Source organism: Sphingomonas sp. P4_D12, assembly GCF_056401895.1.
The window spans coordinates 136,451-160,672 of sequence record NZ_JBFUIL010000003.1 but is presented as its reverse complement, the minus strand read 5'-3'; the positions used below and the strand labels follow the sequence as shown (position 1 = coordinate 160,672).

Below are 24,222 nucleotides of genomic sequence, written 5' to 3'. Positions count from 1 at the left end.
TATGCTTTGCCCGACGGTCCGGATGGGGTCGCTGCGATGAATGTGCTTTTCATCGAGGACGATCCGATGAATCGGCGGGTCGTCGCCGACATGCTCGACGTGGCCGGGGCGGCAATGACCGAGGCGGAAAGCGCCGAGATCGGTCTCAAACTGATCGAAGAGCGCGATTTCGACATGGCGTTGGTCGACCTGCGCATGCCGGGGATGGACGGCATCACCGCGATTCGGCGCATTCGCGCACGTCCCGATGCCAAGGCCAAGCTGCCGATCATCGTGGTCACCGCCGATACCGCGATCGACCTTCGCGAACGCTGCATCGCAGCGGGCGCCAACGAGGTATTGTTCAAGCCGGTGGCGATGGACGCTCTGTTCGAGGCGATGGGGCGCATTCTCGCCGGCGGCGAAGGCGACGTGATCCTTTAGCCATTTCAGCTGGCCCATAGCCGTGGCAAGAGCGCTGCCATGATCGAACATCTTTCCGTTGAATCACGCCCGCTTGGTAAAAGTGGCATCCTTGTCTCACCCATTGCCTGGGGCATGTGGCGGCTGCGTGGCGCCGACGTCATCGGCGCCCGGGCGCTGATCGAGGCGGCGCTCGACAGCGGGATCACGTTGTTCGATACAGCCGATATCTATGGCTTCAACGGCGCCGACGGATTTGGCGATGCCGAAGCGGCGCTCGGCCGCGTGTTGGGCGAGGCGCCCGAATTGCGCGCGCATATGGTGGTGGCGACCAAGGGAGGGATCATCCCTGGCGTGCCGTACGATTCGAGCCCCGGCTATCTCGATCGCGCGCTCGATGCGTCGCTACGACGTCTGGGCGTCGAACAGGTCGATCTCTGGCAGGTCCATCGTCCCGATTTGCTCGCACATCCGCAGGAGCTCGCGGCGACGCTCGAGAAGATGATCGCCAGCGGGAAGACGCGCGCGATCGGTGTGTCCAACTTCACGCCGGCGCAGGTCGCGGCGTTGGAAAGCTTCCTCACGGTTCCGTTGGCAAGCACGCAGCCCGAATTCTCGCCGCTCCACACCGATCCCCTGTGGGACGGCACGCTCGACCTGGCGATGGCACGCGATCACGCCGTCCTTGCCTGGTCGCCGCTGGGCGGAGGGCGGCTGGGCCAGGATGGGCCGGTTGCCGCGCTGCTGGCGGGGAAGGGCGCTCACTACGGTGTCTCCGCAGCGGCGGCGACCTATGCGTGGCTGATGGCGCATCCGGCGCGGGTCATCCCGATCGTCGGCAGTCAGCGCGTCGAGCGAATTCGCGAGGCGCGCGATGCCTTCAAGGTCGAATGGACGCGCGCCGAATGGTACGCCGTCCTGCAGGCATCGATGGGGAAAAAACTACCCTGACCGCGCGGCCGCAAAGGCGCGACGATGGAGGCCCGTGCCGGAATCGAACCGGCGTAAACGGATTTGCAGTCCGGTGCGTAACCACTCCGCCAACGGGCCTCGTAGGCGTGGTAAGGCGCGGGGCTTTGCGCATCGGACAGCCCCAAGTCAACAGCGGCTTTATATGATGCCTATAATTTAATGCGCTATTGCGGGTTGGCGTGCGGCGCGGCGCACCATATAGCAGCCGAGCGGCACGAAGTGTGTTGCATACGTAAAACAGTTATGCGATTGGGCGGGCTATGAACAACTTGGCGCCAGAAACGATCGGCGACGACATCAACTTCGAGGCGATGCGCCATGCCATGGTGCAGAGCCAGCTGCGCACCAACGCGGTCAACGACCCGCGGGTGGTGACCGCAATGGCCAGGGTCCCACGCGAGCAGTTCGTTCCCGAAGGCGCGCGTCGCCTGGCTTATCGCGACACCGCCGTGGCGATCGGCAATGGCCGCTATCTCAACCTGCCGATCGCGACCGGCAAGCTATTGACCGAGGCCTATCTGGAGCCGACCGACAAGGTACTGCTGATCGGCGCCGCCGGCGGCTATACAGCGGCGGTGCTGTCCGGTTTGGTTCGCTCGGTCGTCGCGGTCGAAAGCGATACCGACCTTGCCGCGCACGCCAGCGCGGCGCTGGTGGGTTACGGCAATGTCGAGCTGGTGGAGGGACCGCTCGATCAGGGCCATCAAGCGGGCGCGCCTTACGACGTGCTGGTCGTCGATGGCTGCGTCGAAGCGCTGTCCGAATCGCTGGTCGGCCAAATTGCTTCTGGAGGGCGTGTCGTGACGGGGCTGCGCGAACGTGGCGTATCGCGCCTCGCGTCGGGGCGCACGATCAAGGGTGCGTTCGGGCTGCGCGCTTTCGCCGACGTGGATTGCGTCGCGCTGCCAGGTTTCTCGGCGCCGCGGAGCTTCGTCTTTTGAAAGCAATGGGCGTTTTAAAAGAAATGGGGATTTGATGCGCGTTTCCGTCCTACTCGCTGGTGTCGCCATGGTCGCCGTCGCGGCCGTGCCGGCTGCGGCCGACACACTGCGCGACGCGCTCGTCAAAGCGTACAACACCAATCCGGGATTGGCCGCCGAGCGCGCCAATGTCCGCGCGTCCGACGAGAACGTTCCGATCGCCAAGGCGCAGGGTCGTCCCAATGTCGGCGTCACCGGCAATTATACCGAGAACGCACTCAACAGCAGCCAGAACAGCTTGCTGTCGCCTGACCGCCAGCTTCAGGCGAGCGCGCAACTCGCGGTTCCGGTGTATAGCGGCGGTCGCGTCCGCAACTCGATCAAGGGCGCCGAAACGCGGGTCGATGCGAGCCGGATGCAATTGCGCGGCACCGAATCGGATACCTTCGTTGGTGTGGTCGGTGCCTATATGGACGTGATCCGCGACGAGGCGATCGTCGGGCTGAACAAGGAAAACGTTAAGGTGCTGGAGGTCAATCTCCAGGCCGCCAAGGATCGTTTCCAGGTCGGCGACCTGACGCGCACCGACGTCGCGCAGTCCGACGCGCGTCTGTCGGTCGCGCGCGGCCAGCTCGAACAGGCCCAGGCGCAGCTCATCTCGAGCAAGGAAAGCTACATCCGGGTGGTCGGTTCGCCTCCGGGGCAGTTGGAAGATCCGCCCGCTTTGCCGAACCTGCCCAATGCGCCCGACGACGCGGTCGACGTTGCGCTCAAGAACAACCCGGTGCTGCTCGCGGCGCAGCGGAACAGCGACGCGACGCGTTTCGACATCGATGCGGCCAAGGGCGCGCGGCTGCCGACATTGAGCGGCGTCGTCGGCGGCAATTACTTCAACTATCTCGGTTCCTACGGCACCGGTACCAGCCCCAAGCCGGGCCAGACCGGGTCGGCCGGCACCGTCGGTCTGCAATTCTCGGTCCCGCTCTATCAGGGCGGCGGCCCGTCGGCGCAGGTGCGCCAGGCGCAGGCACGCCGCGCCCAGGCGCTCGAACTGACGACGGATACCGAACGCGGCGTGATCGCGCAGACGCGCTCGGCTTATGCCATCTGGAAGTCCTCGCTCGAGGTGATCGCCTCGTCGCAGCGCGCGGTCGAGGCCAACAAACTGAGCCTCGAGGGCGTGCGCGCCGAGAATAGCGTCGGCAACCGCACGATTCTCGACATCCTCAACGCCGAGCAGGAATTGCTCAACAGCCAGGTGACCTTGGTGACCGCGCAGCGCGACGCTTATGTCGCCGGTTTCGCGCTGCTCGCGGCGATGGGGCAGGCCGAGGCCCGCGACCTCGGACTTGAGGGCGGCGCGCTCTACGATCCGTTGACCAATTACAACCGCGTCAAGGGCAAGTGGAGCGATTGGGATGTGGATCCGGCCTACAAACCGACCGGTACCAGCACGCGCGATACGCCCCCGCAGGACTCGTCGCAGAAGCGTCCGCTCGACCCTCAGTTGAACGCCCCGGTTGACACGGCCCCCGATCGTCCCGCAAACGAGACCAAATAACTCGCGATTTGCGCGGGTTCGTGCGTCGTCAGGAAGCAGGCCGCCTATGGGGGATGTAAGCGCCGAACCGTCGATGGAGGACATCCTGTCCTCGATCAAACGGATCATCGCCGAGGATGTCGAGACCGGCGGGGTATCGCGCGCGCGCCGTCGCCCGACGTCGCAGCCGACTCCGGCCCAGGTCGCCGAAGAGGACGACGTGCTCGAATTGAGCGAAGCCATGCCCGATTCGGAAGCACCGTCGATGGCGGCGCCCGCTGCCGCGGGACCTGCGCCGGCCACGCCCGCCGAAAAGATCATCTCCGATGAGGCCGCGGAAGCCAGCCGCGCGAGGCTCGCCAGCCTGTCGCGGCTCGTCATCAAGCCCGAAGTCGCGGGAAGCGACACGCTGGAAGGGCTGGTCCGCGAGATGCTGAAGCCGATGCTGCGCGACTGGCTTGATACGAACCTGCCCGACCTGGTCGAAGCGATGGTCGCCAAGGAAATCGCGCGGATCACCGGCCAGCGCTGAGGGGTTCTCGGTTGCGCGAACGGCGCCGCCGATAACGGATTGCCCGTGAAAAATAAGCCGCCATTCCCGCCGAAAGCGGGAACCCATCTCTTGTACCATCCACACCCGAGCCGGCGCGATGCGTTGATCCCTGCGGGAGATGGGGTTCCCGCTTGCGCGGGGATGACGGAGAGGGTGTAGTCACGATCCGCCGATGAAACGAGTATTCACCGCGACGGACAGTTGCTCGCGCACCCCCCATCTGCTCTATCTCGCTGCATGAAGAAGCTCCTCCTCGCGAGCGTCGCGCTCGTTTCGTTCGCCTTTCCTGCTACCGCGCGCCAACTGACCATCGAGGATGTGACGATGTTCAGCCGCGTCTCGTCGCCGGCCGTGTCGCCCGACGGTCATTGGCTGGTCTGGCAACAGCGTGAGACCGATCTGGCGGGCGACAAGGGGCGCTACGATCTTTGGCGGCTCGACCTGACGGCCAAAGGCGCCAAACCAGAAAAGCTGATCGGCGAATGGGCGGTCAACGAGACCAGCCCGCAATTCTCTCATGACGGCAAGACCATCTGGTTCCAGTCGGACAAGGGCGGCGAGGACAATGTCTGGGCGATCGCTGTCACCGGCGGCGCCCCGACCCAGGTCACTGACCTCAAAGGCGGGATCGGCGGGTTCAAGGTCGCGCCGACCGAAGACAAGATGCTGATCTGGGCCGATCGCCTGCCCGGCGCGCCGTCGAGTGAGCCGGCGATGGTCAAGAAGCGCGACGATGCCGGCAATGGCCGCACCTTCGATCAGATGTTCATCCGCCATTGGGCGAGCTGGTCCGACGGGACACGGTCGCAGCTGTTCGTGCTGCCGATGGCGAACGGCAAGGCGAGCGGTTACGGCAAGGCGATCGAAGGCGGGCTGGTCGGCGATTCTCCCTCGAAGCCGTTCGGTGGTGGCGAGGAAGTATCGTGGTCGGCGGACGGCAAGACGGTGTTCTTCGCGCTGCGCGAGGCAGGGCGGACCGAACCGCTATCGACCAATCTCGACATCTTCGCCGCGCCTGCGGACGGATCCGCCGCGCCGATCAATCTGACCGACGCCAATGACGGCATGGACAATTTGCCCACCGCGTCGCCCGACGGCAAATATCTCGCCTGGTTCGCGATGAAGCGTCCGGGCTACGAAGCCGACCGTCAGGTGCTGATGGTTCGCGATCTGGCAAGCGGGCAGGTGCGCGCGCTGACCGAAAGCTGGGACCGCTCGGTCGGCTCGATCGCGTGGAGCGAGGACAGCAAGACGGTCTACGTCACTGCCGAGGATACGCAGGAAGTGCCGATCTTCGCGGTCGACCTCAAGTCGGGCAAGCCGACTCGGCTGACCCAGGAAGGGTCGGTCTCCGCGGTGGTGCCGACCGCCAAGGGCTTGGTCTATGCGATGAACTCGCTGACCGCGCCCGACGATTTCTACTGGCTGGCGGGCAAGAAGAGCGCCCGGCTGACCAGCGTCAATGCCGACAAGTTCGCCGGGATCGACATGCCGACGGTCACGCGCTTCAGCTTCACCGGCGCCAATAACGACAAGGTGTGGGGCTATGCGGTCAAGCCAGCCGGGCTCGCTACGGGCGCCAAGGCGCCGGTTGCCTTCATGGTGCATGGTGGGCCGCAGGGATCGAGCAACAACAGCTGGTCCTACCGCTGGAACCCCGCTTTGTTCGCCGGCGCGGGTTATGGCCTGGTCGCGGTCGATTTCCATGGGTCGACCGGGTACGGCCAGGGCTTCAGCGACGCGATCCGCAACAATTGGGGTGGCTGGCCGCTCGAGGACCTGAAGAAAGGCCTCGACGCTGCGACGACCAAGTTCACCTGGCTCGACGGCAACAATGCTTGTGCGCTTGGCGCGTCCTATGGCGGCTATATGATGAACTGGATCGAGGGCAATTGGCCGGATCGCTTCAAGTGCATCGTCCAGCATGACGGCGTGTTCGACGCCCGCGCCATGGCGTATGAAACCGAGGAGCTATGGTTCGACGAATGGGAGCATGGCGGGCATCCTTATTACGAGGATCCGGCCGCGTTCGAGAAGTGGAACCCGGTCAACCTGGTCGACAAGTGGAAGACGCCGCAACTCGTGATCACCAGCGAGGGCGACTACCGCATTCCCTATACCCAGGGTATCGCCGCCTTCACCGCGCTCCAGCGCCGCGACATCCCGTCGCGCCTGATCGTCTTCCCGGGCGGCAGCCACTGGGTGCTCAATCCCAAGGAAAGTCGCCAATGGTATCGCGAGGTGCTTGGCTGGATGGGCAAGTGGACGGGGAAGGGCGCGAACTAGCGCTTTCGATCGTCGGCACGCGTCGGCGATTCCTGCGCTAGAATGGTCTTGAGGATCGTCTCCGATCGCCGCTGGCCATAGCCGCGCCCGTAAGCACTCGACGTGATCGCCACCACCAGATGGCGGCTCGGCACGACATAGATCTTGTTGCCGCCATTGCCCGATGCGAACGACACCGGGATCGCGGTGCCGGCGACCTGTTGGGTCTTTGCGTACCAGAAATAGCCATAGCCGTCGGCGAACGGGTGGCTGGCGGCGATGGCGACCTTCGGCGCCAGCGCTTGCCGCAGCCAATTGGCACTGACGACGCGGCGCCCCCGATAGCGTCCACCCTCGCGCACCATCTCGCCGATCGCCGCGAGGCTGCGCGTGGTCAGCGACAAGTTTCCCTGGCCCTTGGTATAGCCCGCCGCGTCGGCGCGCCATTGCCAGCGCGTGATGCCGAGAGGACCGAACAGGTTGGCGCGCGCAAAGTCCGCCAGTGTCCCGCCGGTCGCTTTCGCCACCACGAGGCCCGCGACATAAGCGGTGACGGAATTATAGCGATACCGCGTACCCGGCTGGTCGGCCCGAGGCACCGACAGGACGAAGGCGAGCGGGTCGGCCGCCTCGTCCATTTTGTCCTCATTGCCGGGCGAGGCGGGATCCTCGTCGAAGGCGGCAAGTCCCGATCGCATCGTCAGCACGTCACGCAGCGGCACATCGCCGATCGCGCTGCCCTTTGCCTGAGGCCAATAACGTGCGACGGGATCGTCGATGCCGGCGATCTTTCTCCGATCGATCGCAATGCCCATCAGCAGTGATGTGATGCTTTTTCCGGCCGAGCGGATGTCGTGCAGGGTTTCGGCGGTATCGCCGTTGAAATAGCGCTCGGCGACGATGTGTCCGTCGCGCATGACGACGACGCCTTTCAAATCGGGATGTTCGTCCTTGTCGAAACTGGCCAGCACCGCATCCAGCGCGCGGTCGGGCAGGGCGGCGACCGGCGCCGAGCTTGCTGCTCCCGGAAGAACGGCGAGCGCCACCATGAGGGCGATCCGGGCTCTTGCCGTCATTCCGTTCGTAACCAGCTTTATCGCTTCATCGCCAGCAACGCCTGCGCCCGCTTGAGATGCGGCATGTCGAGCATGGCGCCGTCGAGACCCACCGTGCCGGCGCCTGGATTGGAGTCGAATGCGGCGAGAACTTTCTCCGCATGCACGATCTCTTCGGGCGACGGCGTGAAGGCGGCGTTGATTACCGGGATTTGGTCGGGGTGGATCGCCAGCATCCCGCGAAAGCCCGCACGGCGCGCTCGGCGGGCCATTTTCTCCAGACCATCGGAATCGCGGAAATCGCCGTGGATCGTTTCGACCGCGCTGACCGAGGCGGCAGCGGCGCCGGTCAGGCAGAGCGCGCGGAATAGCTGATAAGGGAAGTCGTACTCGCCGTTGTCATCGCGGTTACTGGTCGCGCCGAGCGCCGTGGCGCTGTCCTCCGCGCCCCAGCTCAGGGCGACGAGGCGCGGGCAGCCGGCATAATTGCCCACGTCGAACACGCCCGCCGCGGTCTCAGTCGCCAGCACGAACACCGGGATCGCACCGATCGGAAGGCCCGCGGCGGCCTCGAGCGCGGTCAGATAATGGTTGAGCCGTTCGGCGTCGGCACGAGTCGCCTTGGGCAGCATGATGCCGTCGGGACGCGCCGGCACGATCGCTGCGAGGTCGGGCAGCGCGTGGGGCGTATCGAGCGGATTGATCCGTACCCAATGCGGTTGGCGGCGATGCGTCGTCTTGAGGTGGCTGGCGACTGCCTTGCGCGCATCGGGCTTGGCGCTTTCGGCGACCGCGTCCTCCAGGTCGATAATCACCAGGTCGGCGGCGCTCAGACCGGCTTTCTCAAGCTTGCGGGGCGAATCGCCCGGGGCGAACAGCAAGGAGCGTGCGGCAAGCGGGATAATATTCATGGCGGCGTTCTGGCGCAGGTGAGGGGCGTGCGCCAGCCCTCTCGCTTTTCGCGCGCGGCGAGATTAAGCGCCATACCCGATATTCGATAAATGAGAGGGTAGCCCATGCGCGAAGCCGTCATCGTCTCCACCGCCCGCACCGGCATCGGCAAGGCCAATCGTGGCTATTTCAACATCACCGAGGCGCCGGTGATCGGCGCGCACGTGATGAACGCCGTGGTCGAGCGTGCCGGGATCGACCCGGCGCGGATCGATGACGTATTTTACGGCGCTGGCAACGAATGGGGGACGCAGGGCTATAACGTCGCGCGCAACACGGTCTTCGCCGCCGGCCTGCCGACCAGCATTCCCGCCTTCACGCTCGATCGCAAATGCGGATCGGGCCTGACCGCGATCGCCCTCGCCGCGCGTGGGATCATGTGCGACGAACTCGATGTCGCGCTTGCCGGCGGGATGGAATCGATCACCTTGACCGCCAAACAGGCCGGCAAGCCGTATCAGAACCAATCGGTGATCGCGAAGAAGCCCTACGCTTATATGCCGATGATCGAGACCGCCGAGGTCGTTGCCGAACGTTATGGCATCTCTCGCCAGGCGCAGGACGAGTTCGGCGCGATGAGCCAGCAGCGTGCCTATGATGGCCTGCAGAAAGGCGCGTTCGCCGAAGAGATCGTGCCGATCACGGTCGAAAAGGCCACCTTCGACAAGGAAGGCAACCAGACCGGCACCGAACAGGTCACGGTGACGCAGGACGAGGGCATTCGCGGCGGCACGACGGCGGAAATCCTGTCGGGCCTGCGCACCGTGTTCAAGGACGGCATGGTGATCAAGGAAGGCAAGTACATTACTGCCGGCAATGCCTCGCAGCTCTCGGATGGCGCGGCGGCGCAGATCCTGATGGAGCGCCAGGCGGCCGAGGCCGAAGGCAAGGACATTCTCGGCATCTATCGCGGCTTCCAGGTCGCGGGGTGCGAGCCCGACGAAATGGGCATCGGCCCCGTCTTCGCAATCCCCAAGCTGTTGAAGCGCGCGGGGCTCAGGATCGAGGATATCGGCCTGTGGGAGATCAACGAGGCGTTCGCGTCGCAATGCCTCTATTGCCGCGACACGCTGGGGATCGATCCCGACAAGCTCAACGTCAATGGCGGCGCCATCGCGGTCGGGCATCCGTTCGGGATGACGGGGTCGCGCCTGACCGGCCATGCCCTGATCGAGGGGCGTAAGCGCGGCGTGAAATATGTCGTCGTGTCGATGTGCACCGCCGGCGGCATGGGCGCGGCGGGGCTGTTCGAGATTCCGTGAAGCTACCTCCGTCATGCCGGCCTTGTGCCGGCATCCACGGAGCCGCTGGCGCGTCAGCTTGGGGGACGGTAGACCCCGGCACAAGGCCGGGGTGAAAGTACGGGTTGGATGCTCGCCTAGAGCATCCCGATCTGCGTCATCCAGCGTTCGACTAGTTGCGGCCAGACGCCGACTGGCTCATTCTTCTTACGCAGTCCGAAAGCGTGTCCGCCTTTGGCGAACAGGTGCATTTCGGTCGACACGCCGGCTTTGTCGAGCGCGGCGGCGTACATCAAGCTGTTGCAGATCGGGTCGATCGGGTCGTTCCAGGCCTGGGCGATAAAGGTCGGTGGCGCATTCTTGATGGTCGGCAGCGTGCGGTCGAACTTGCCGTCGCGGCAGATATGGCCGGGATAGAGTGCGACGGCGAAGTCGGGCCGGCTGCTGATGCGATCGATCGCATCGACCGGCTTGTACGCGGGCGTCAGAATATTGCTGGTCTGCGCGACCAGATAGCCGCCCGCCGAAAAGCCCATCACGCCGATCTTGTTGGGGTCGATGTTCAACTCTTTCGCCTTGGAGCGAACCAGCCGGATCGTCCGCTGTGCGTCCTGTAGCGCGCGCATGATCTTGGGCGTGATGTGACGCTGAAGCCCGTCGTCCCAATATTCATTGCCACCGGGCGCGCGATATTTCGAGACGATGCAGGTGATGCCTTTGGTGACCAGCCAGTCGCAGATCTCGGTGCCCTCGAGCGTGACGAACACCATCTGAAACCCGCCGCCGGGGAAGACGATGACGGCGGTGCCGTTGCTGCGTCCTTTGGGCGGGATGATCGTCATCGTCGGGATCGCGATGTCGAGCACCGCTTCGGACTTGCCGCCGAATTCGGGCGGTTCCTTGTAGGTATTCACGCTTTCGGGCGGCTGTGGCCTGAGCGTGCCATCGGGTGGGCTGCCGGGCCAGATTGGCAACTGGGTTTGCCCTGCCGCGGGTTGCCAGACTCCGATGGTGCGCACCGGCGGCGCGCTCTTGGCGGGGGCGGGCTGTTTGTCCGACTGCGATATACTCTGCGCGCTATAAGCGAGGCTGGTCAGGGTTAGCGCACAGAGAATCGACGATCCGAGACGTCGCACCATCGCATTCCTTGCTCGAAAATTGATCGGCCCAGCATCCTGCCGCACTTGGGCAGGTGCAAGCTTTTCTCCGTCTCCACGCAGCTTGTTGTGGATAAATCTCAACCCATGTTTGCGCGAAAGGGCCCTTCGCCCTTAGGACGTCCCGCATGACTACGCATACCACTCGCATGCTCATCCTCGGCTCGGGCCCGGCCGGCCTGTCTGCCGCGATCTATGGCGCGCGCGCCGGGATGGAGCCGATCGTCGTCCAGGGCATCCAGCCTGGCGGCCAGTTGACCACCACCACCGATGTCGAGAATTATCCCGGCTTTCGCGAGGTGATCCAGGGCCCCTGGCTGATGCAGGAAATGCAGGCGCAGGCCGAGCATGTCGGCACGCGGATGATGTGGGACACGATCGTCGAGGTCGACCTGACCCGGCGCCCGTTCCGACTGATCGGCGATAGCGGCGATGTCTATGTCGGCGATGTGCTGGTGATCGCGACCGGCGCGCAGGCCAAATGGCTTGGGCTCGACAGTGAAGAAGCGTTGAAGGGCAAGGGGGTCAGCGCCTGCGCCACGTGCGACGGCTTCTTCTATCGCGGCAAGAAGGTCGCGGTGATCGGCGGCGGCAACACCGCGGTCGAGGAAGCGCTCTACCTGACCAACCACTCGCCCGACGTGACCTTGATCCACCGCCGCGATTCTTTTCGGGCGGAGAAAATTCTCCAGCAACGGCTATTCGCCAACGAGCGGATCAAGGTGTTGTGGAACAAGGAAGTCGAGACTTTCGTCGACGGCGGCGGCACATCCGGGCTGGTTGCGCTCGAATTGCGCGATACGGTGACCGGCGAATTGTCGCGGCTCGATGTCGAGGGCGGGTTTGTCGCGATCGGGCATCATCCGGCGACCGAATTGTTCCGCGGACATCTCGAACTCGACGCCGACCATTATATTAAGGTCGAAACCGGCACGACGCGGACCAGCGTCCCCGGCGTGTTCGCTTGCGGCGACGTGATGGACAAGGTCTATCGCCAGGCGGTCACCGCCGCGGGGACCGGCTGCATGGCCGCGCTCGACGCCGAGCGGTTCCTGGCAGAGGCGGATTTCGAGAAGGTCGCCGAAGCGGCCGAGTGAGGTCAGGCGGTTGCCGGCTCGGCCTTCGGGTCGGCATGCTCGCCTTCGGCGACGTCATGGGGGACGTTCCAGCCGAAATAGACCTCGACCTCGACGATCTTGCTGTCGCGTACGGTATGGACTTCGGTGTTGCGGAAACGCCTGCCGCTGACCGTGCCGATATAGGTGACGAACACCGCGTCCCCGTCGGTCGCCATGCGCACGATCTTGAAATCCTCCATGTTGCCGCTGTTGGGCCAGCAGAGGCGAAAATAGGTGTCGCGGTCGATCCGGTTGTCGAGCGGGCTGGAGAAGTGGAAGTCTTCAGCGATCAACTGCTCGATCGCCTCGCGGTCCTTGTCGACATAAGCTTGCAGCGCTCCGCGGACGACATCTTGGTTGGAAAACATGCGGTAGCTCCCGTCACGTCACGGCTAAACGCGAAGGCGAGCGGGGCGTTCCCGCGTCAGGCGCTCCGGATCGCCACCAGAATCTGCTCGCGCAGCCAGTCGCCATCGCCCGGCCGCGCGAAACTGTGGCTGTCGGTTTCGCGGCGACGGATCGTATCCGACTCGCGCCACGCATGCTGGAAGCGGATCGCGGTATTGTCGCGCTGGGCGAGCAGGATGGTGCGTGGCGTATCGACCATCGCCACCGCCATCCGTGCGGCGATCGGATTTGTAGCTTCTTTCGATTTGGAAGAAGCCTTGCGTAACCCCTTGATCGCTTTTCCTATATTGATCCCTCCCGACAAGGCGCGAAGCCATGCGCGCGGATCGCGCACGCGATCGGCATAATGCGACCGGATGGCGGAGGCGGGGGGCAAAGAATCGTCTTCGTCGCCGACCCAGGGGTTGGCGAGCACCAGCGCATCGATCCCGGCACCGCGATGGAACAAGGCGAGCGCGGTGGCGGCATCGCAATTGCCGAAGCCGACGACGCGAGTCAGTTGCGGTGCCAGCGTGCGGAAAGCGCGAACTGCGGCAGCGATGTCCGGCCCGCTATCCTGATAGCCGTGATTAGTACCGTCCGAATCGCCGATCCCGCGCCGGTCGAAGCGGAACACCGGAATGCTGGCGGCGGCGAGATCGGCGGCCAGCAGCGCCATGCCGCGATGCGCACCGCAGCGCAGTTCGTTGCCGCCCGATACGATCAACAGGCCGGTCGTCCCCGGCGCATCGTCGAGCGTGCCGATCAGCGTGTCGCCATCGCAGGGAAAATTGGTCAGCTCGCGCATCGCGCGATCCAGTCGGCGATATCGTCCGCGAGCACGTCGGCGAGCGCGGGATCGTCGCCTGGTTCACTCTGGCGCCAGAGCGGTGCGCCGGCGACCTTGCGATCGGCGACAGCGGGGTCGGTCTCGAGCCGGACGACGCGGACGGCGCCGTCGCGCACGCAATCGGCGGCGTTGAGATCGCGGAGCAACGTGCGCGACAATGCATTGCCGGCGATCGTCACCGGATTGCCCTCGTCGTTGTAATTGCCGAGGTCGATTTCGATCCGCTCGCCCGCGGCAGCGCTGGTGCGGAGCAGCTCGCGGACCAGCGCCTCGCCTTTGGCGGGCGCGAGTTGCCAGCGCGATACCGCCTTGACGTCATGATCGACTAACGCCCCGCCGCGACAGGATAAAATATGAATAGGACGCTCGCCCGCGGCAGCGCTTGCGGCGGACGCCAGCGCGGTGCGCCAGCCGGCGAGCATGGCATTTTCGGTCGGCACCAGGCTCTCGCCTTGACCGGGAAGGTCGGGGAGTGCGCTTGCGATATGGCGCTCGGCAAGCCGGCGCAACACGCCGCTCAGGAACGTGCGCGTGCGATTGGCTTCCTCGAACAGCGGCAGCACCGCGACCACGACCGGGCCGGTGGCGGGGCCGAAGCGCATCATCGCCTCGCGCCCACCGGCCCAATCGTAGTGATCGATCATGCGGAATCCCTTGCCGCGACCTTGGCCTCGGCAAAGCGGCGAAGCGCGCCGAAGCTTTCGAGCATCTCGCCATCCACCTCGTCATCCTCGATCAGGATGTGCAGCCGATCCTCGATCTCGGTCAGCACGCCGGCGACCGCCATCGAATCGAGTTCGGGCAAGGCGCCGAACAGCGCCGTATCGTCGTCGAACGCGGCGACGCGATCGGCGTCGAGCGCGAGGACATCCTTGAGAACGGCGCGCACGGTCTGGTCGACCGTCGACGAAGCGTGGTGCGTAGTCATCGTTTCGGCGCGTTACCGATAGGGAAGCGGCTTGGGAAGGGTGTCGGGTGATCGCAGCGAAGGCGCGCGCACCGTTTGCGAAACGCCAAAGCCGTCATGCCGGGCTTGTCCCGGCATCCAACGCGCAACACCGGCTGGATTCCGTGGTGGAGAGTTGGACCCAGGAACAAGGCCGGGGTGATGGAGGAGGAAGTTGAGGCTGAATTGAAGCGAGACGGAGGCCCTTGGGGTAACCGCAGCGCGCCGCTATCAGGGGGCATGATCCCACTCGACCCCGTGCCGCGGCCGCTCGATCACCTGACGCTGCTGGGACGCGCGGGCGATCCCGCGCTGGCGACGCGCGACGGCGTGTTTGATTTCGCTGGCCTGGAGCGCGAGGTTGGCGAACTCGCCGGTTGGCTAGGGCAGTTCGGGCTCGGCAGCGGCGGCGTCGTTGCGACTTGGTTGCCGAAGACACGCGACGCCTGCTTACTGCCCTTGGCAGCAGCGCGCGTTGGGCTCGTGCACGTACCGATCAACCCGCTGCTGAAGCGCGCGCAGGTCGCTCACATCTTGGCAGACAGTGGCGCAAGCGTTCTCGTCACACAGGAGGCACGTGCTTCCACATTGGAAACAGGCGACGTACCGCCGTTGGTTCCGGTCCACTTTAGTGCGGGGCGCGATGAATATCTGCCGCCCTCAGACGCCGATCCCGACGCCTTGGCGGCGCTGCTTTACACCTCGGGATCGACCGGGCGGCCCAAGGGGGTGATGCTCAGCCACGCCAATTTGTGGCTCGGCGCGATCAGCGTTGCGCATTATCTCGCGCTCGCTCCCGCCGACCGCGTGCTCGGCGTGCTGCCACTCAGCTTCGACTACGGCCAGAACCAACTCTTCTCGACCTGGGCAGCGGGGGCGTGTGTCGTGCCGTTCGACTATCTGCTGCCGCGCGACGTCTACCGCGCGATCGAGCGCGAGCGGATCACGACTTTGGCCGGCGTGCCGCCACTGTGGGCGCAGTTACTTGATATCGACCCTCAGGATATCGACACAAGCTCCTTGAAAAGAATTACGAATTCAGGCGGCGCGTTGATCCGGCGGCTGATTGCCGGACTGCGCGAGCGTTTCCCGCAGGCCGATATCTATCCGATGTACGGGCTGACCGAGGCGTTTCGTTCGACCTATCTCGATCCCGCCTTGGTCGCCGACCACCCGGACTCTATCGGTCGAGCGATCCCCTTCGCCGAAATCATGATCGTGCGGCCCGACGGGACCGAGGCTGCCGTCGATGAGCCGGGCGAATTGGTCCATGCCGGACCGCTCGTCGCCCAAGGCTATTGGCAGGATCCCGAACGGACCGCGGCGCGCTTCCGCCCGGCACCGGCTTGGTCGCAAGCGGGCGGCATGGCGGTATGGTCGGGCGATACGGCGGTACGCGACGCCGACGGGCTGCTGCGCTTTGTCGGCCGCGATGACGAGATGATCAAATCGGCCGGCAACCGCATCAGCCCCAACGAAATCGAGGAAGCGATCACCGCCGGTGGCGAGACCAGCGAGGCCGTCGCCATCGGCGTGCCCGACGAACGCCAGGGCCAGACGATCGTGGTGGCGGCGAAGGGTGACGGTTCCACCGAAACGGTCTTGCGGGAGCGTCTGCGCCGCGATCTACCCAATTTCATGCAACCGGCGCGCTACATCTGGCTGGCCGAGCTGCCGCGCAATGCCAACGGCAAGCTCGATCGCGCCGGGCTGAGAGGGATGACGTCATGAAGTCAATGGGCGCGATCCCTCTGGAATTTCAGTCACTTCCGCTGACGATCGGCGGCCGGTCGGTGGAAGAGTTGCTCAGCTCCTCGCCGCTATTCGTCTACGATTCAGCAGTGATCCGAAGCCGGATCACGCGGTTCCGCGCAGCTTTTCCGGGCATCGACCTCCATTACGCGGTTAAGGCCAATCCTTTCGCACCGTTGCTCGCCGCGATGGTTCCGCTGGTCGACGGGTTCGACGTCGCATCCGCAGGCGAGCTGGCGCGGGTTGCCACGCTTGGCAAAGCAGTCAGCTTCGCCGGGCCGGGAAAAACCGATGCCGAGCTCGACGCCGCCATTGCAGCCGAGGTCACGATCAATCTGGAGAGCGAAAACGAAGCCGATCGTGCGTTGGCTATCGCTGATCGGCGGGGTGCGGCACCGCGCCTCGCGGTGCGCGTAAACCCCGAATTCGAGCTGCGGGGGTCGGGGATGCGGATGGGTGGGCGCGCCTCGCCCTTCGGGGTCGATGCCGAACGCGTCCCGGCGCTGGTGAAACGACTCCTGAAGGCCGGCGCCGATTGGCGCGGATTCCACATCTTCGCGGGGTCGCAGGCGCTCGATCCCGCGGCGATCATCGACAGCCAGGCGCATACGCTCGACCTTGCAGCCCGGCTGGCCGAGGCAGCGGGGGCAACGCCGCCACTCGTCAATCTCGGCGGCGGGTTCGGCATTCCCTATTTCCCGGGCGAGCAGGTGCTTGATATCGAAGCGATTGGTGCCGCGCTGACGCTCAGGCTGAAGGCGCTCCCCGACACGCGATTCGCGATCGAACTCGGGCGCTGGCTGGTGGGTGAAGCGGGCGTCTATCTGACCCGCATCATCGATCGCAAGGAAAGCCGGGGCGAGACCTTCCTGGTGTGCGACGGCGGCCTCAACCATCAACTCGCCGCCACCGGTAATCTCGGCACCGTCGTGCGTCGCAACTATCCCCTTGCCGTCGCCACGGCGTCGGCCGACGCGCCGCGCGAAACAGTGAGCGTGGTCGGTCCGCTGTGCACCCCGCTCGATCGCCTCGCCGACCAGGTCGAACTGCCGCGGGCCGGTCCGGGTGACGTCATCGCGATCTTCATGGCGGGAGCATATGGACTTACCGCCAGTCCCTGGGAATTCCTGGGCCACCCCAGACCCGGGGAAATACTGGTGTGACCGATTACTCCTAACGCAATCTTTACCCCCTCGACCCCATAGCCAAGCCCGAAGTCTGCGCGTGCCGGAGTGACGTCACCGGTCCAGCCGTGCGCAGACGGGAGGCTGATTATGAGTTTCGTGAAGTTTTCCAAGGCCTTGATGCTCGTCGGTGCGAGCGCCAGCGTGCTGACGGGATGTGCCGGCGGCGGCGGTGCCCAATTGCCGCCCGCGTCGTTCGTCGGAACGCGCGAACAGCCGAGCGAGGAATATGTGATCGGTCCGATGGACCAGCTCAACATCTTCGTTTGGCGCAACCCCGAATTGTCGGCGAAGGTTCAGGTGCGCCCCGATGGCCGCATCACCACACCCCTGGTCAACGATATGCCCGCGGTCGGCAAGACCCCGGCGATGCTCGCCGACGACATGAAGATCGCGCTGGGCACCTATATCAAGGACCCGATCGTCTCGGTCATCGTCGAGAGCCCGCAGAGCACGTACAGCCAGTCGATCCGCATCGTCGGCGCGACTGAAAAGCCGGCATCGATCCCGTATCGCGCCAACATGACCCTGCTCGACGCGATGATCGCGGTCGGCGGGCTCAACCAATATGCCGCGGGCAACCGCGCGCGGCTGGTGCGCCAGGACCGCAATACCGGCCAGCAGCGCCAGTATAACGTCAAGCTCGGCAAGCTGCTCAAGGACGGCGACCCGTCGGCGAACGTCAAGCTCGAGCCGGGCGACGTGATCATCATCCCCGAATCGATGTTCTGACGGAGGCCCTGAAACCGTGAACGGCCTTTATGACGAATTTCGCGTCGCGCTCCACGCGATCTGGAACCGCCGCTGGATTGCTCTGGCGGCGGCCTGGGCCGTCGCGATTCTGGGCTGGCTGGCGGTCAGCCAGATGCCCAATCGCTACGAATCGAAAGCGCGCGTGTTCGTCCAGATGGGCCAGGTGCTGCCGTCGAAGATCGGCATCAGCGCGGCCGAGCAGCAGAACGATGTCGATACGATCCGCCAGACGCTGACCAGCGCAGTCAATCTGGAAAAGGTCGTGCGGGGCACCGACCTGGCCAACACCGTCTCGACGCCGCAGGAGATCGCCGACCGCGTCGCCGGCCTGCAGCAGGCCGTCAAGATCGTCGCTCAACAGAACAATCTGTTCGAGATCAGCGTGACCTCGTCGAGCCCCAAGCTCGCCGCGCAGATCAACCAGAAATTGATCTCGATCTTCGTCGACCAGAACCTGGCCGATAGCCGCAATGACACTCAGAGCACGTTGCGTTTCCTCGACAGCCAGGTCGAGGATCTGCAGCGCAGGCTGGGCGATGCAGATGCCAAGCGCGCACAGTTCCAGACGCAATATCTCGGATCGCTGCCCGGTACCGGCTCGCTGTCCGACCGCATGTCGGCGGCGCGCACGCAAATGGCGCAGATCGATGGCGACCTCGCCGCCGCGCAGACCAGCCTGGCGTCGATCAACGGCCAGATGTCGGGAACCGCCGTGAGCATTCCAGGGGTTGGCGGTGCCGGCAGCGCCGGGCCAGCGCGCGCGCGCCTTGCCGCGATCGAGGGGCAGCTCGCCGATGCCCGGGCCAAGGGCTATACCGACAGGCATCCCGACGTGATCGCGCTCAACAGCCAACTCGGTGCCGCGCGTGCGGCGGCGGCGCGTGAGCCGGCGGTCGGCAGCTTTGCCGGCAACGGCCAGCCCAACCCGCAATATCTCTCGCTCAAGTCGATGCAGGTCGATAAGCAGTCCCAAGTCGCGGCTTTGTCGGCGCGCAAGCAACAGCTGCAGCACGACATGGACGCGATCACCAGCAAGCTGAACGGCGATCCCGCGGCGGCCAACGAGCAGAGCCAGATCGACCGCGATTACCAGGTGCTCAAGGACCAATATGACAAATTGCTGAGCGACCGCGAGGACGTTCGCGTCCGGGCGCAGGCGCAGGCGCAGACCGACTCGATCAAGTTCAAAGTCATCGATCCGCCGGTGGCGCCGCGTGCGCCGACCGCGCCCAACCGGCCGTTGTTGCTGACCGGGGTGCTGCTCGCGGCGATCTTCGCCGGCGTCGGCGGTGCGTTCGCGCTGTCACAGCTCAAAGCGACCTATGCCACTGCCGGACGCCTCGAAAAGGCGACCGGACTGCCGGTGATCGGGTCGATCAGCGAGCGCGTGTCCAGGGTCGAAGTCGAATTCAGGAAACGCAAGCTGCGCATGTTCGCGGGCGCGGCGGCCGCATTGCCGGTGGCGTTCGTCGGCCTGCTTGGCGTGGAGATGCTGATGCGGGGGCTCGCGGCATGAACAAGCCGATCATCACCAATAAGGGATCGCTGCTCGAGCGCGCAGCCGAAGTCTACGACTTCTCGGCGCGGCTGAACGCGCGCGCGATTCCGGAAAGCGATTTACAGGCTCCGCCGGTGCTCAAACCGGTCGTGCCCGTACCTGCGGCCGTGCCTGTTGCCGAAGCGCTGAAACCCGTCGAGGCGCCCAAAGCAGTTGCGGTTCATGTGGACGCGCCCGTCGCCCCCGTCGCTCGGCCGGCGCCAGTACCGCCAGCGGCTCTGCCCGTGGCGGGCCGCCAGGCCAAAGTCGACCGCGATCTGCTTGTGGAAAGCCAGTTGCTCATCCCAGGTGCGGCGATCGGCGTGTTGGCCGAGGAATTCCGCCTCGCCAAGCGCCATCTGCTGCTCACCGCGCGCCAGCTCAACAAGCATGAGCCCGACAAGGCACGGACGATCCTGGTCTGCTCGGCAAAGCCCGGCGACGGCAAGACCTATTGCGCGATCAACCTGGCGATCTCGATGGCGGCGGAGCGCGATACCCGCGTGCTGCTGGTCGATGCCGATTTCGCCCAGCCGGCGATCATGAGCCGGCTCGGCGTCGAGGATGGTCCGGGGCTGCTCGACGCGCTGAACGATCCCTCGATCGATATCGAGAAATGCGTGGTCGGCACCGATATTCCCAATCTCAGCCTGCTGCCTGCCGGCACCCAGACCATTTCGGATACCGAACTGGTCGCCAGCGGCCGCACGCCCGATCTGATCGCGCGGCTGCTCGCTGCCGATCCGGATCGCATGGTGATCTTCGATTCGCCGCCTGCTTTGTCGGCGTCGCCCGCCTCGGTGCTGGCGCTGCATGTCGGCCAGGTCATGCTCGTGGTCCGCGCCGACAAGACGACGGAAGGCGAGATCCGTGACACCGTGCAGCGCCTTGAGGGCTGCGAGCACATCCAGCTTTTGTTGAACAGCGTTGCGTTTGCCCCGGGGGGGGCTCGTTTCGGCAGTTATTACGGCCAGGAGGACGAGGGCCAATGATCCGCAGCATTTCCGCGGGGGTCGCGCTTGCGACGCTGCTGGCAGCAATGCCGGCAGCGGCGCAGGACGACCGCGACGGCGGGGGCCGCAAGGTCACTATCGCGCCCTATATCGAGCTCAGCCAGGTGCTGACCGCCGACGTCCAGTCGGGCGATGTGCTGACCTATAGCTCGGCCGCGGCCGGGGTCGACGCCTCGGTCGAAACACGGCGCGTGTCGGTCAATCTGTCGGCGCGCTACGAGCATCAGTTCGCCTGGGACAAGAATAGCGGCGACGCCGATGTCGTCACCGGTCTTGCCAACGCACAGGTGCGTGTGGCGCGCGGCCTGTCGCTGGACGCGGGCGGCATCGCCACGCGCTCGCGCAGCGACATTCGCGGCGCGGCACCTGTGTTCTTCGGTAACGACCGCGACAATGTCAGCAACGTCTATTCGGGCTATATCGGCCCGACGCTGACTACCGGCAGCGGGCCGGTCGCTATCAACGCTGCCTATCGCTTTGCTTATACCAAGGTGACCGAGCCGGGTCCGACCGGGGTCGCCCCGGGCAGCCCGCGGCTCGATTATTTCGACGATTCCAAAACCCAGATCGCAACCGCCTCGATCGGCTTCAAATCGGGCACCGTGCTCCCGGTCGGCCTGACCGCGAGCGGCGGCTGGACGCGCGACGACCAGAGCCAGCTCGGCAACCGCTTCGACGATCTCTATGGCCGCGTCGACGCGGTGATGCCGCTGTCGGGCAATGTCGCGGTCGTCGGCGGCGTCGGTTATGAAAAGCTGACCTCGAGCGCACGCGATCCGTTGCTCGACACGGCCGGCGTGCCGGTCACCGACAGCCGTGGGCGGTTCGTGACCGATCCCAATTCGCCGCGCCGCATCGCCTATCAGACCGACGGCATCTATTGGGATGCCGGCGTCATTTGGCGTCCGAGCCCGCGCACTGCGGTCGAGGCGCATGTCGGCCGCCGTTACGGGTCGTGGAGCTATACCGGCTCGCTCAGCTACGCCCCGAGCAGAAGCGTCGGCGTTCAGGTCGGCGTCTATGATACGGTCGAGACCTTCGGCGGCCAGTTGCAGCGCAGCTTGCGCGGGCTCCCCGCCCAGTTCACCGCGACGCGCGACTTGCTCGCTCAGCAATTCTCCGGATGCACCTTCGGCACGACCGGCGGCGGCGCTGCGGGCGCGTGCATGAATTCGGTGTTCCAGTCGGTGTCGACCGCGACCTATCGCTCGCGCGGCGTCGATGCGGTGGCCACGCTGACTCGCGGCACGTCAACGCTCGGCTTCGGCGTGGGTTATTCGAATCGCAAATTCTATGCGCCCAACAGCCCGGGCGTGGTGATCATCGGCACCAGCGACGAGAGCTATTACGCACAGCTCTTCTACTCGACCTCGATCGGCGAGCACACGTCGTTCAACGCCGACCTGTTCGCCAATTATTACGACAGCGGCCTTGCGCCGGGCATCTACAGCTTGGGCGCGACCGGGTCGGTCTCGCGCAGCTTTGGCCGCCTCGGCACGACCGTCTCGGTGGGCGCCTATACCTTCAGCCAGAAGGGACAAGAGGACCAGACGAGCGCGCAGGCGTCGCTGGGAGCACGTTACCAGTTCTGACCGGAGAGGCGGGGGCTCCCCGCCCGGAGACGAAGACGATGTATGACGACCATTACGGATTGAGCGGACGCCCGTTCGCGCTGACGCCCGATCCGAAATTCTGGTTCGATACCGCCACCCACCGCAAGGCGATGGCGTATCTCGGCTATGGCCTGAGCCAGGGCGAGGGCTTCATCGTCATCACCGGCGATGTCGGCGCGGGCAAGACCACGTTGGTCGGCCATCTGATGGCGACGATCGACCGCGAGCGGCTGCACGTGATCAAATTGGTGTCGAGCCAGGTTGATGGCGACGATCTGTTGCGCATCGTCGCCACTGGTCTGGGAGTCGAGACCGCGGGCCTGATGAAGGCGCAATTGCTCGTCGCGATCGAACGCGGGCTGCATTCGATCGCCCGCGCGGGCCGCCGCACCTTGCTGATCGTCGACGAGGCGCAGGCACTGCACACTGGCGCGCTCGAAGAATTGCGCATGTTGTCCAATTTCCAGGCCGGCGGCCACGCACTGCTGCAGATATTCCTGCTCGGCCAGCCCGAATTCCGCGCTGCGCTGCATGGCAGCGACCGGCTCGAACAGCTCCGCCAGCGCGTGATCGCGATGCATCATCTCGATCCGATGGGCGCCGAAGAGGTCGAGCCCTATGTGCTGCACCGCATGTCGCTGGTCGGCTGGAACGGCCGTCCCAAATTCACGCCCGACGCCTTTGCTGCGCTCTATCGCGGGTCGGACGGCGTGCCGCGCCGGCTCAACCAGCTGGCGGGACGCGTGTTGCTGTTCGGCGCGATCGAGCAGGTCGACGTGATCGACGCCAAGGTGGTCGATGCGGTGATCGCCGATATCACCGGCGACATGCCCGCCCCAAGCGCGCCCGCGCCGCGGCCGGTCGTTGCTGCGCCCGAACCCAAGCCCGAGCCCGAAATCTTCGCGGTGCCGGAGCCGATCAAGGCCCCTGAGCCGGTCGCAACGCGCGAACCGCTCGCGGCGGTGGAACCTGCGGCACCAGCGAACGACCCCAGGCCCGCGCCGATCGAGATTGCGCATGATCGCTTCGCGGCGATCGAGGCGCGGCTCGAGGAACAAGATGCGGCGTTGCGCCGCGTGCTGGCATTGCTGGTCGATTGGGTCGAAGGTAACGAGGCCGCGGCAGCGCGCGGTGGCCGCGCGGCCTGACGCGCGACGGGAGCGGCATCATGCGCAACGGCCTGTCCGTCGACGTCGAGGAGTGGTTCCAGGTCGGCGCCTTTGAACGCGTGATCGCCAAGGCCGATTGGGACGGCCTGGACAGCCGCGTCGCTTACAATACCGACATGGTGCTCGACCTGTTCGGGGAGACAGGGGTCAAGGCGACCTTCTTCACCTTGGGTTGGGTGGCCGAGCGAAACCCTGCGCTGATCCGCCGCATCGCTGATGAGGGCCATGAGGTCGCGAGCCATGGCTGGGACCACGATCGCGTCTTCACGATGACCCCCGACGCGTTCCGCGCCGACCTCAAGCGAGCGCGCATCGCGCTGGAGGATGCATCGGGCCAACGCGTGACCGGTTATCGCGCGCCGAGCTTCTCGATCGATCAGCGCACGCCCTGGGCGCATCAGGTGCTGGCCGATGAAGGGTATGCCTATTCGTCGAGCGTCGCGCCGCTCGTCCACGACCATTATGGCTGGGCCGACGCGCCCAAATACGCCTATCATCCGGTGGCCGGGTCGGACCTGATCGAACTGCCGATCACGCTCGCCGATGTCGCGGGGCGCAAGATCACCACCGGCGGCGGATTCTTCCGGTTGTTCCCGGCGGCGATCACCGATCGTGCGGTGGCGCGCGCCAATCGCGACGAGCATCGCCCGGCGGTCTTCTATTTCCATCCCTGGGAAGTCGACCCCGACCAGCCGCGCGTCGCGCGCGCGCCGCTCAAGTCGCGGCTGCGCCATTATAGCCGGCTCGGCGCGATGGCGGGCAAATTGCGCGGGCTGGTCAAGCGGCACGATTGGGGCCGCGTCGACGCCGTCGTCGCCATCGAAGCGGAGCGCCTGCAGTGACG

General features: G+C 65.4%; 23 protein-coding genes and 1 tRNA gene. 16 read left to right on the top strand and 8 right to left on the bottom strand.

What is annotated here, in order from left to right:
* Window positions 1-36: 36 nt before the first annotated feature.
* Complete coding sequence (locus AC1DSD_RS06710; protein ID WP_478029166.1) at window positions 37-423, top strand: response regulator; 387 nt, start codon at window positions 37-39, stop codon at window positions 421-423.
* A 39-nt stretch (window positions 424-462) separates the two neighbouring features.
* Window positions 463-1,353: an aldo/keto reductase gene (locus AC1DSD_RS06705; protein ID WP_478029165.1), complete on the top strand. Its 891-nt coding sequence runs from the start codon at window positions 463-465 to the stop codon at window positions 1,351-1,353.
* A 25-nt stretch (window positions 1,354-1,378) separates the two neighbouring features.
* On the opposite strand, the gene AC1DSD_RS06700 is transcribed toward AC1DSD_RS06705, so the two are convergent.
* Window positions 1,379-1,452 (bottom strand) — tRNA-Cys (locus AC1DSD_RS06700).
* A 182-nt stretch (window positions 1,453-1,634) separates the two neighbouring features.
* Between AC1DSD_RS06700 and AC1DSD_RS06695 the strand changes: the two genes are divergently transcribed.
* The 4 genes from AC1DSD_RS06695 to AC1DSD_RS06680 all read left to right on the top strand — a co-directional run bounded on the left by AC1DSD_RS06695 (window position 1,635) and on the right by AC1DSD_RS06680 (window position 6,673).
* Window positions 1,635-2,315, top strand: coding sequence for a protein-L-isoaspartate O-methyltransferase family protein (locus tag AC1DSD_RS06695; RefSeq protein WP_478029164.1), 681 nt, complete (start codon window positions 1,635-1,637; stop codon window positions 2,313-2,315).
* A gap of 34 nt (window positions 2,316-2,349) precedes the next feature.
* Entirely contained in the window at window positions 2,350-3,855 is a 1,506-nt protein-coding gene (locus AC1DSD_RS06690) for a TolC family outer membrane protein (protein ID WP_478029163.1), read from the top strand.
* 46 nt (window positions 3,856-3,901) lie between these two features.
* Window positions 3,902-4,366 (top strand): DUF2497 domain-containing protein, encoded by a 465-nt coding sequence (locus AC1DSD_RS06685; RefSeq protein WP_478029162.1) that lies wholly within the window; start codon window positions 3,902-3,904, stop codon window positions 4,364-4,366.
* 258 nt (window positions 4,367-4,624) lie between these two features.
* Window positions 4,625-6,673, top strand: coding sequence for a S9 family peptidase (locus tag AC1DSD_RS06680; protein WP_478029161.1), 2,049 nt, complete (start codon window positions 4,625-4,627; stop codon window positions 6,671-6,673).
* Here the strand turns inward: AC1DSD_RS06680 and AC1DSD_RS06675 are convergent.
* Window positions 6,670-7,701, bottom strand: a complete 1,032-nt coding sequence (locus AC1DSD_RS06675; RefSeq protein WP_478029160.1) for a serine hydrolase domain-containing protein — start codon at window positions 7,699-7,701, stop codon at window positions 6,670-6,672. The genes AC1DSD_RS06680 and AC1DSD_RS06675 overlap by 4 nt on opposite strands.
* Before the next feature lie 44 nt (window positions 7,702-7,745).
* Window positions 7,746-8,618, bottom strand: coding sequence for an HpcH/HpaI aldolase/citrate lyase family protein (locus AC1DSD_RS06670; RefSeq protein ID WP_478029159.1), 873 nt, complete (start codon window positions 8,616-8,618; stop codon window positions 7,746-7,748).
* Between the two features lie 105 nt (window positions 8,619-8,723).
* Between AC1DSD_RS06670 and AC1DSD_RS06665 the strand changes: the two genes are divergently transcribed.
* Complete coding sequence (locus AC1DSD_RS06665; protein WP_478029158.1) at window positions 8,724-9,920, top strand: acetyl-CoA C-acyltransferase; 1,197 nt, start codon at window positions 8,724-8,726, stop codon at window positions 9,918-9,920.
* A 116-nt stretch (window positions 9,921-10,036) separates the two neighbouring features.
* Here AC1DSD_RS06665 and AC1DSD_RS06660 read toward each other — a convergent pair whose 3' ends face one another.
* The gene (locus tag AC1DSD_RS06660) at window positions 10,037-11,038 is read right to left on the bottom strand and encodes an alpha/beta hydrolase (protein ID WP_478029157.1); all 1,002 of its coding nucleotides are present in this window, start codon (window positions 11,036-11,038) and stop codon (window positions 10,037-10,039) included.
* Between the two features lie 146 nt (window positions 11,039-11,184).
* On the opposite strand from AC1DSD_RS06660, the gene trxB reads away from it, so the two are divergent.
* Window positions 11,185-12,153, top strand: coding sequence for a thioredoxin-disulfide reductase (gene trxB, locus AC1DSD_RS06655; protein WP_478029156.1), 969 nt, complete (start codon window positions 11,185-11,187; stop codon window positions 12,151-12,153).
* A gap of 2 nt (window positions 12,154-12,155) precedes the next feature.
* Here the strand turns inward: trxB and AC1DSD_RS06650 are convergent, their stop codons facing one another.
* Genes AC1DSD_RS06650 through AC1DSD_RS06635 form a run of 4 tightly spaced genes read right to left on the bottom strand, consistent with a single transcriptional unit; the run spans window position 12,156 to window position 14,339 of the window.
* Window positions 12,156-12,542 carry a nuclear transport factor 2 family protein gene (locus AC1DSD_RS06650; protein WP_478029155.1) on the bottom strand — a complete coding sequence of 129 codons (387 nt, stop codon included), beginning with the start codon at window positions 12,540-12,542 and terminating at the stop codon, window positions 12,156-12,158.
* Window positions 12,543-12,598: 56 nt separating this feature from the next.
* Entirely contained in the window at window positions 12,599-13,369 is a 771-nt protein-coding gene (locus tag AC1DSD_RS06645; RefSeq protein ID WP_478029154.1) for a hydrolase 1, exosortase A system-associated, read from the bottom strand.
* The gene (locus AC1DSD_RS06640; protein WP_478029153.1) at window positions 13,357-14,055 is read right to left on the bottom strand and encodes a hypothetical protein; all 699 of its coding nucleotides are present in this window, start codon (window positions 14,053-14,055) and stop codon (window positions 13,357-13,359) included. Before AC1DSD_RS06640 ends, AC1DSD_RS06645 begins: the two co-directional genes overlap by 13 nt.
* A complete protein-coding gene (locus tag AC1DSD_RS06635) occupies window positions 14,052-14,339 on the bottom strand; it encodes an acyl carrier protein (protein WP_478029152.1) in 288 nt (95 codons plus the stop codon). Before AC1DSD_RS06635 ends, AC1DSD_RS06640 begins: the two co-directional genes overlap by 4 nt.
* A 258-nt stretch (window positions 14,340-14,597) precedes the next feature.
* Between AC1DSD_RS06635 and AC1DSD_RS06630 the strand changes: the two genes are divergently transcribed.
* From AC1DSD_RS06630 to AC1DSD_RS06595, 8 genes are all read left to right on the top strand, one after another.
* On the top strand, window positions 14,598-16,088 hold the full coding sequence (locus AC1DSD_RS06630; protein ID WP_478029151.1) for an AMP-binding protein: 1,491 nt from the start codon (window positions 14,598-14,600) through the stop codon (window positions 16,086-16,088).
* The gene (locus tag AC1DSD_RS06625) at window positions 16,085-17,272 is read left to right on the top strand and encodes a pyridoxal-dependent decarboxylase, exosortase A system-associated (RefSeq protein WP_478029150.1); all 1,188 of its coding nucleotides are present in this window, start codon (window positions 16,085-16,087) and stop codon (window positions 17,270-17,272) included. Before AC1DSD_RS06630 ends, AC1DSD_RS06625 begins: the two co-directional genes overlap by 4 nt.
* A gap of 111 nt (window positions 17,273-17,383) precedes the next feature.
* Complete coding sequence (locus AC1DSD_RS06620; RefSeq protein ID WP_478029149.1) at window positions 17,384-18,025, top strand: XrtA/PEP-CTERM system exopolysaccharide export protein; 642 nt, start codon at window positions 17,384-17,386, stop codon at window positions 18,023-18,025.
* A gap of 16 nt (window positions 18,026-18,041) precedes the next feature.
* Complete coding sequence (locus tag AC1DSD_RS06615) at window positions 18,042-19,562, top strand: XrtA system polysaccharide chain length determinant (protein WP_478029148.1); 1,521 nt, start codon at window positions 18,042-18,044, stop codon at window positions 19,560-19,562.
* A complete protein-coding gene (locus AC1DSD_RS06610; RefSeq protein WP_478029147.1) occupies window positions 19,559-20,575 on the top strand; it encodes an AAA family ATPase in 1,017 nt (338 codons plus the stop codon). Before AC1DSD_RS06615 ends, AC1DSD_RS06610 begins: the two co-directional genes overlap by 4 nt.
* Entirely contained in the window at window positions 20,572-22,188 is a 1,617-nt protein-coding gene (locus AC1DSD_RS06605) for a hypothetical protein (RefSeq protein WP_478029146.1), read from the top strand. Before AC1DSD_RS06610 ends, AC1DSD_RS06605 begins: the two co-directional genes overlap by 4 nt.
* Window positions 22,189-22,226: 38 nt before the next feature.
* On the top strand, window positions 22,227-23,357 hold the full coding sequence (locus AC1DSD_RS06600) for an AAA family ATPase (protein ID WP_478029145.1): 1,131 nt from the start codon (window positions 22,227-22,229) through the stop codon (window positions 23,355-23,357).
* 20 nt (window positions 23,358-23,377) lie between these two features.
* Window positions 23,378-24,220 (top strand): XrtA system polysaccharide deacetylase, encoded by an 843-nt coding sequence (locus tag AC1DSD_RS06595; protein WP_478029144.1) that lies wholly within the window; start codon window positions 23,378-23,380, stop codon window positions 24,218-24,220.
* Window positions 24,221-24,222 lie beyond the last annotated feature (2 nt).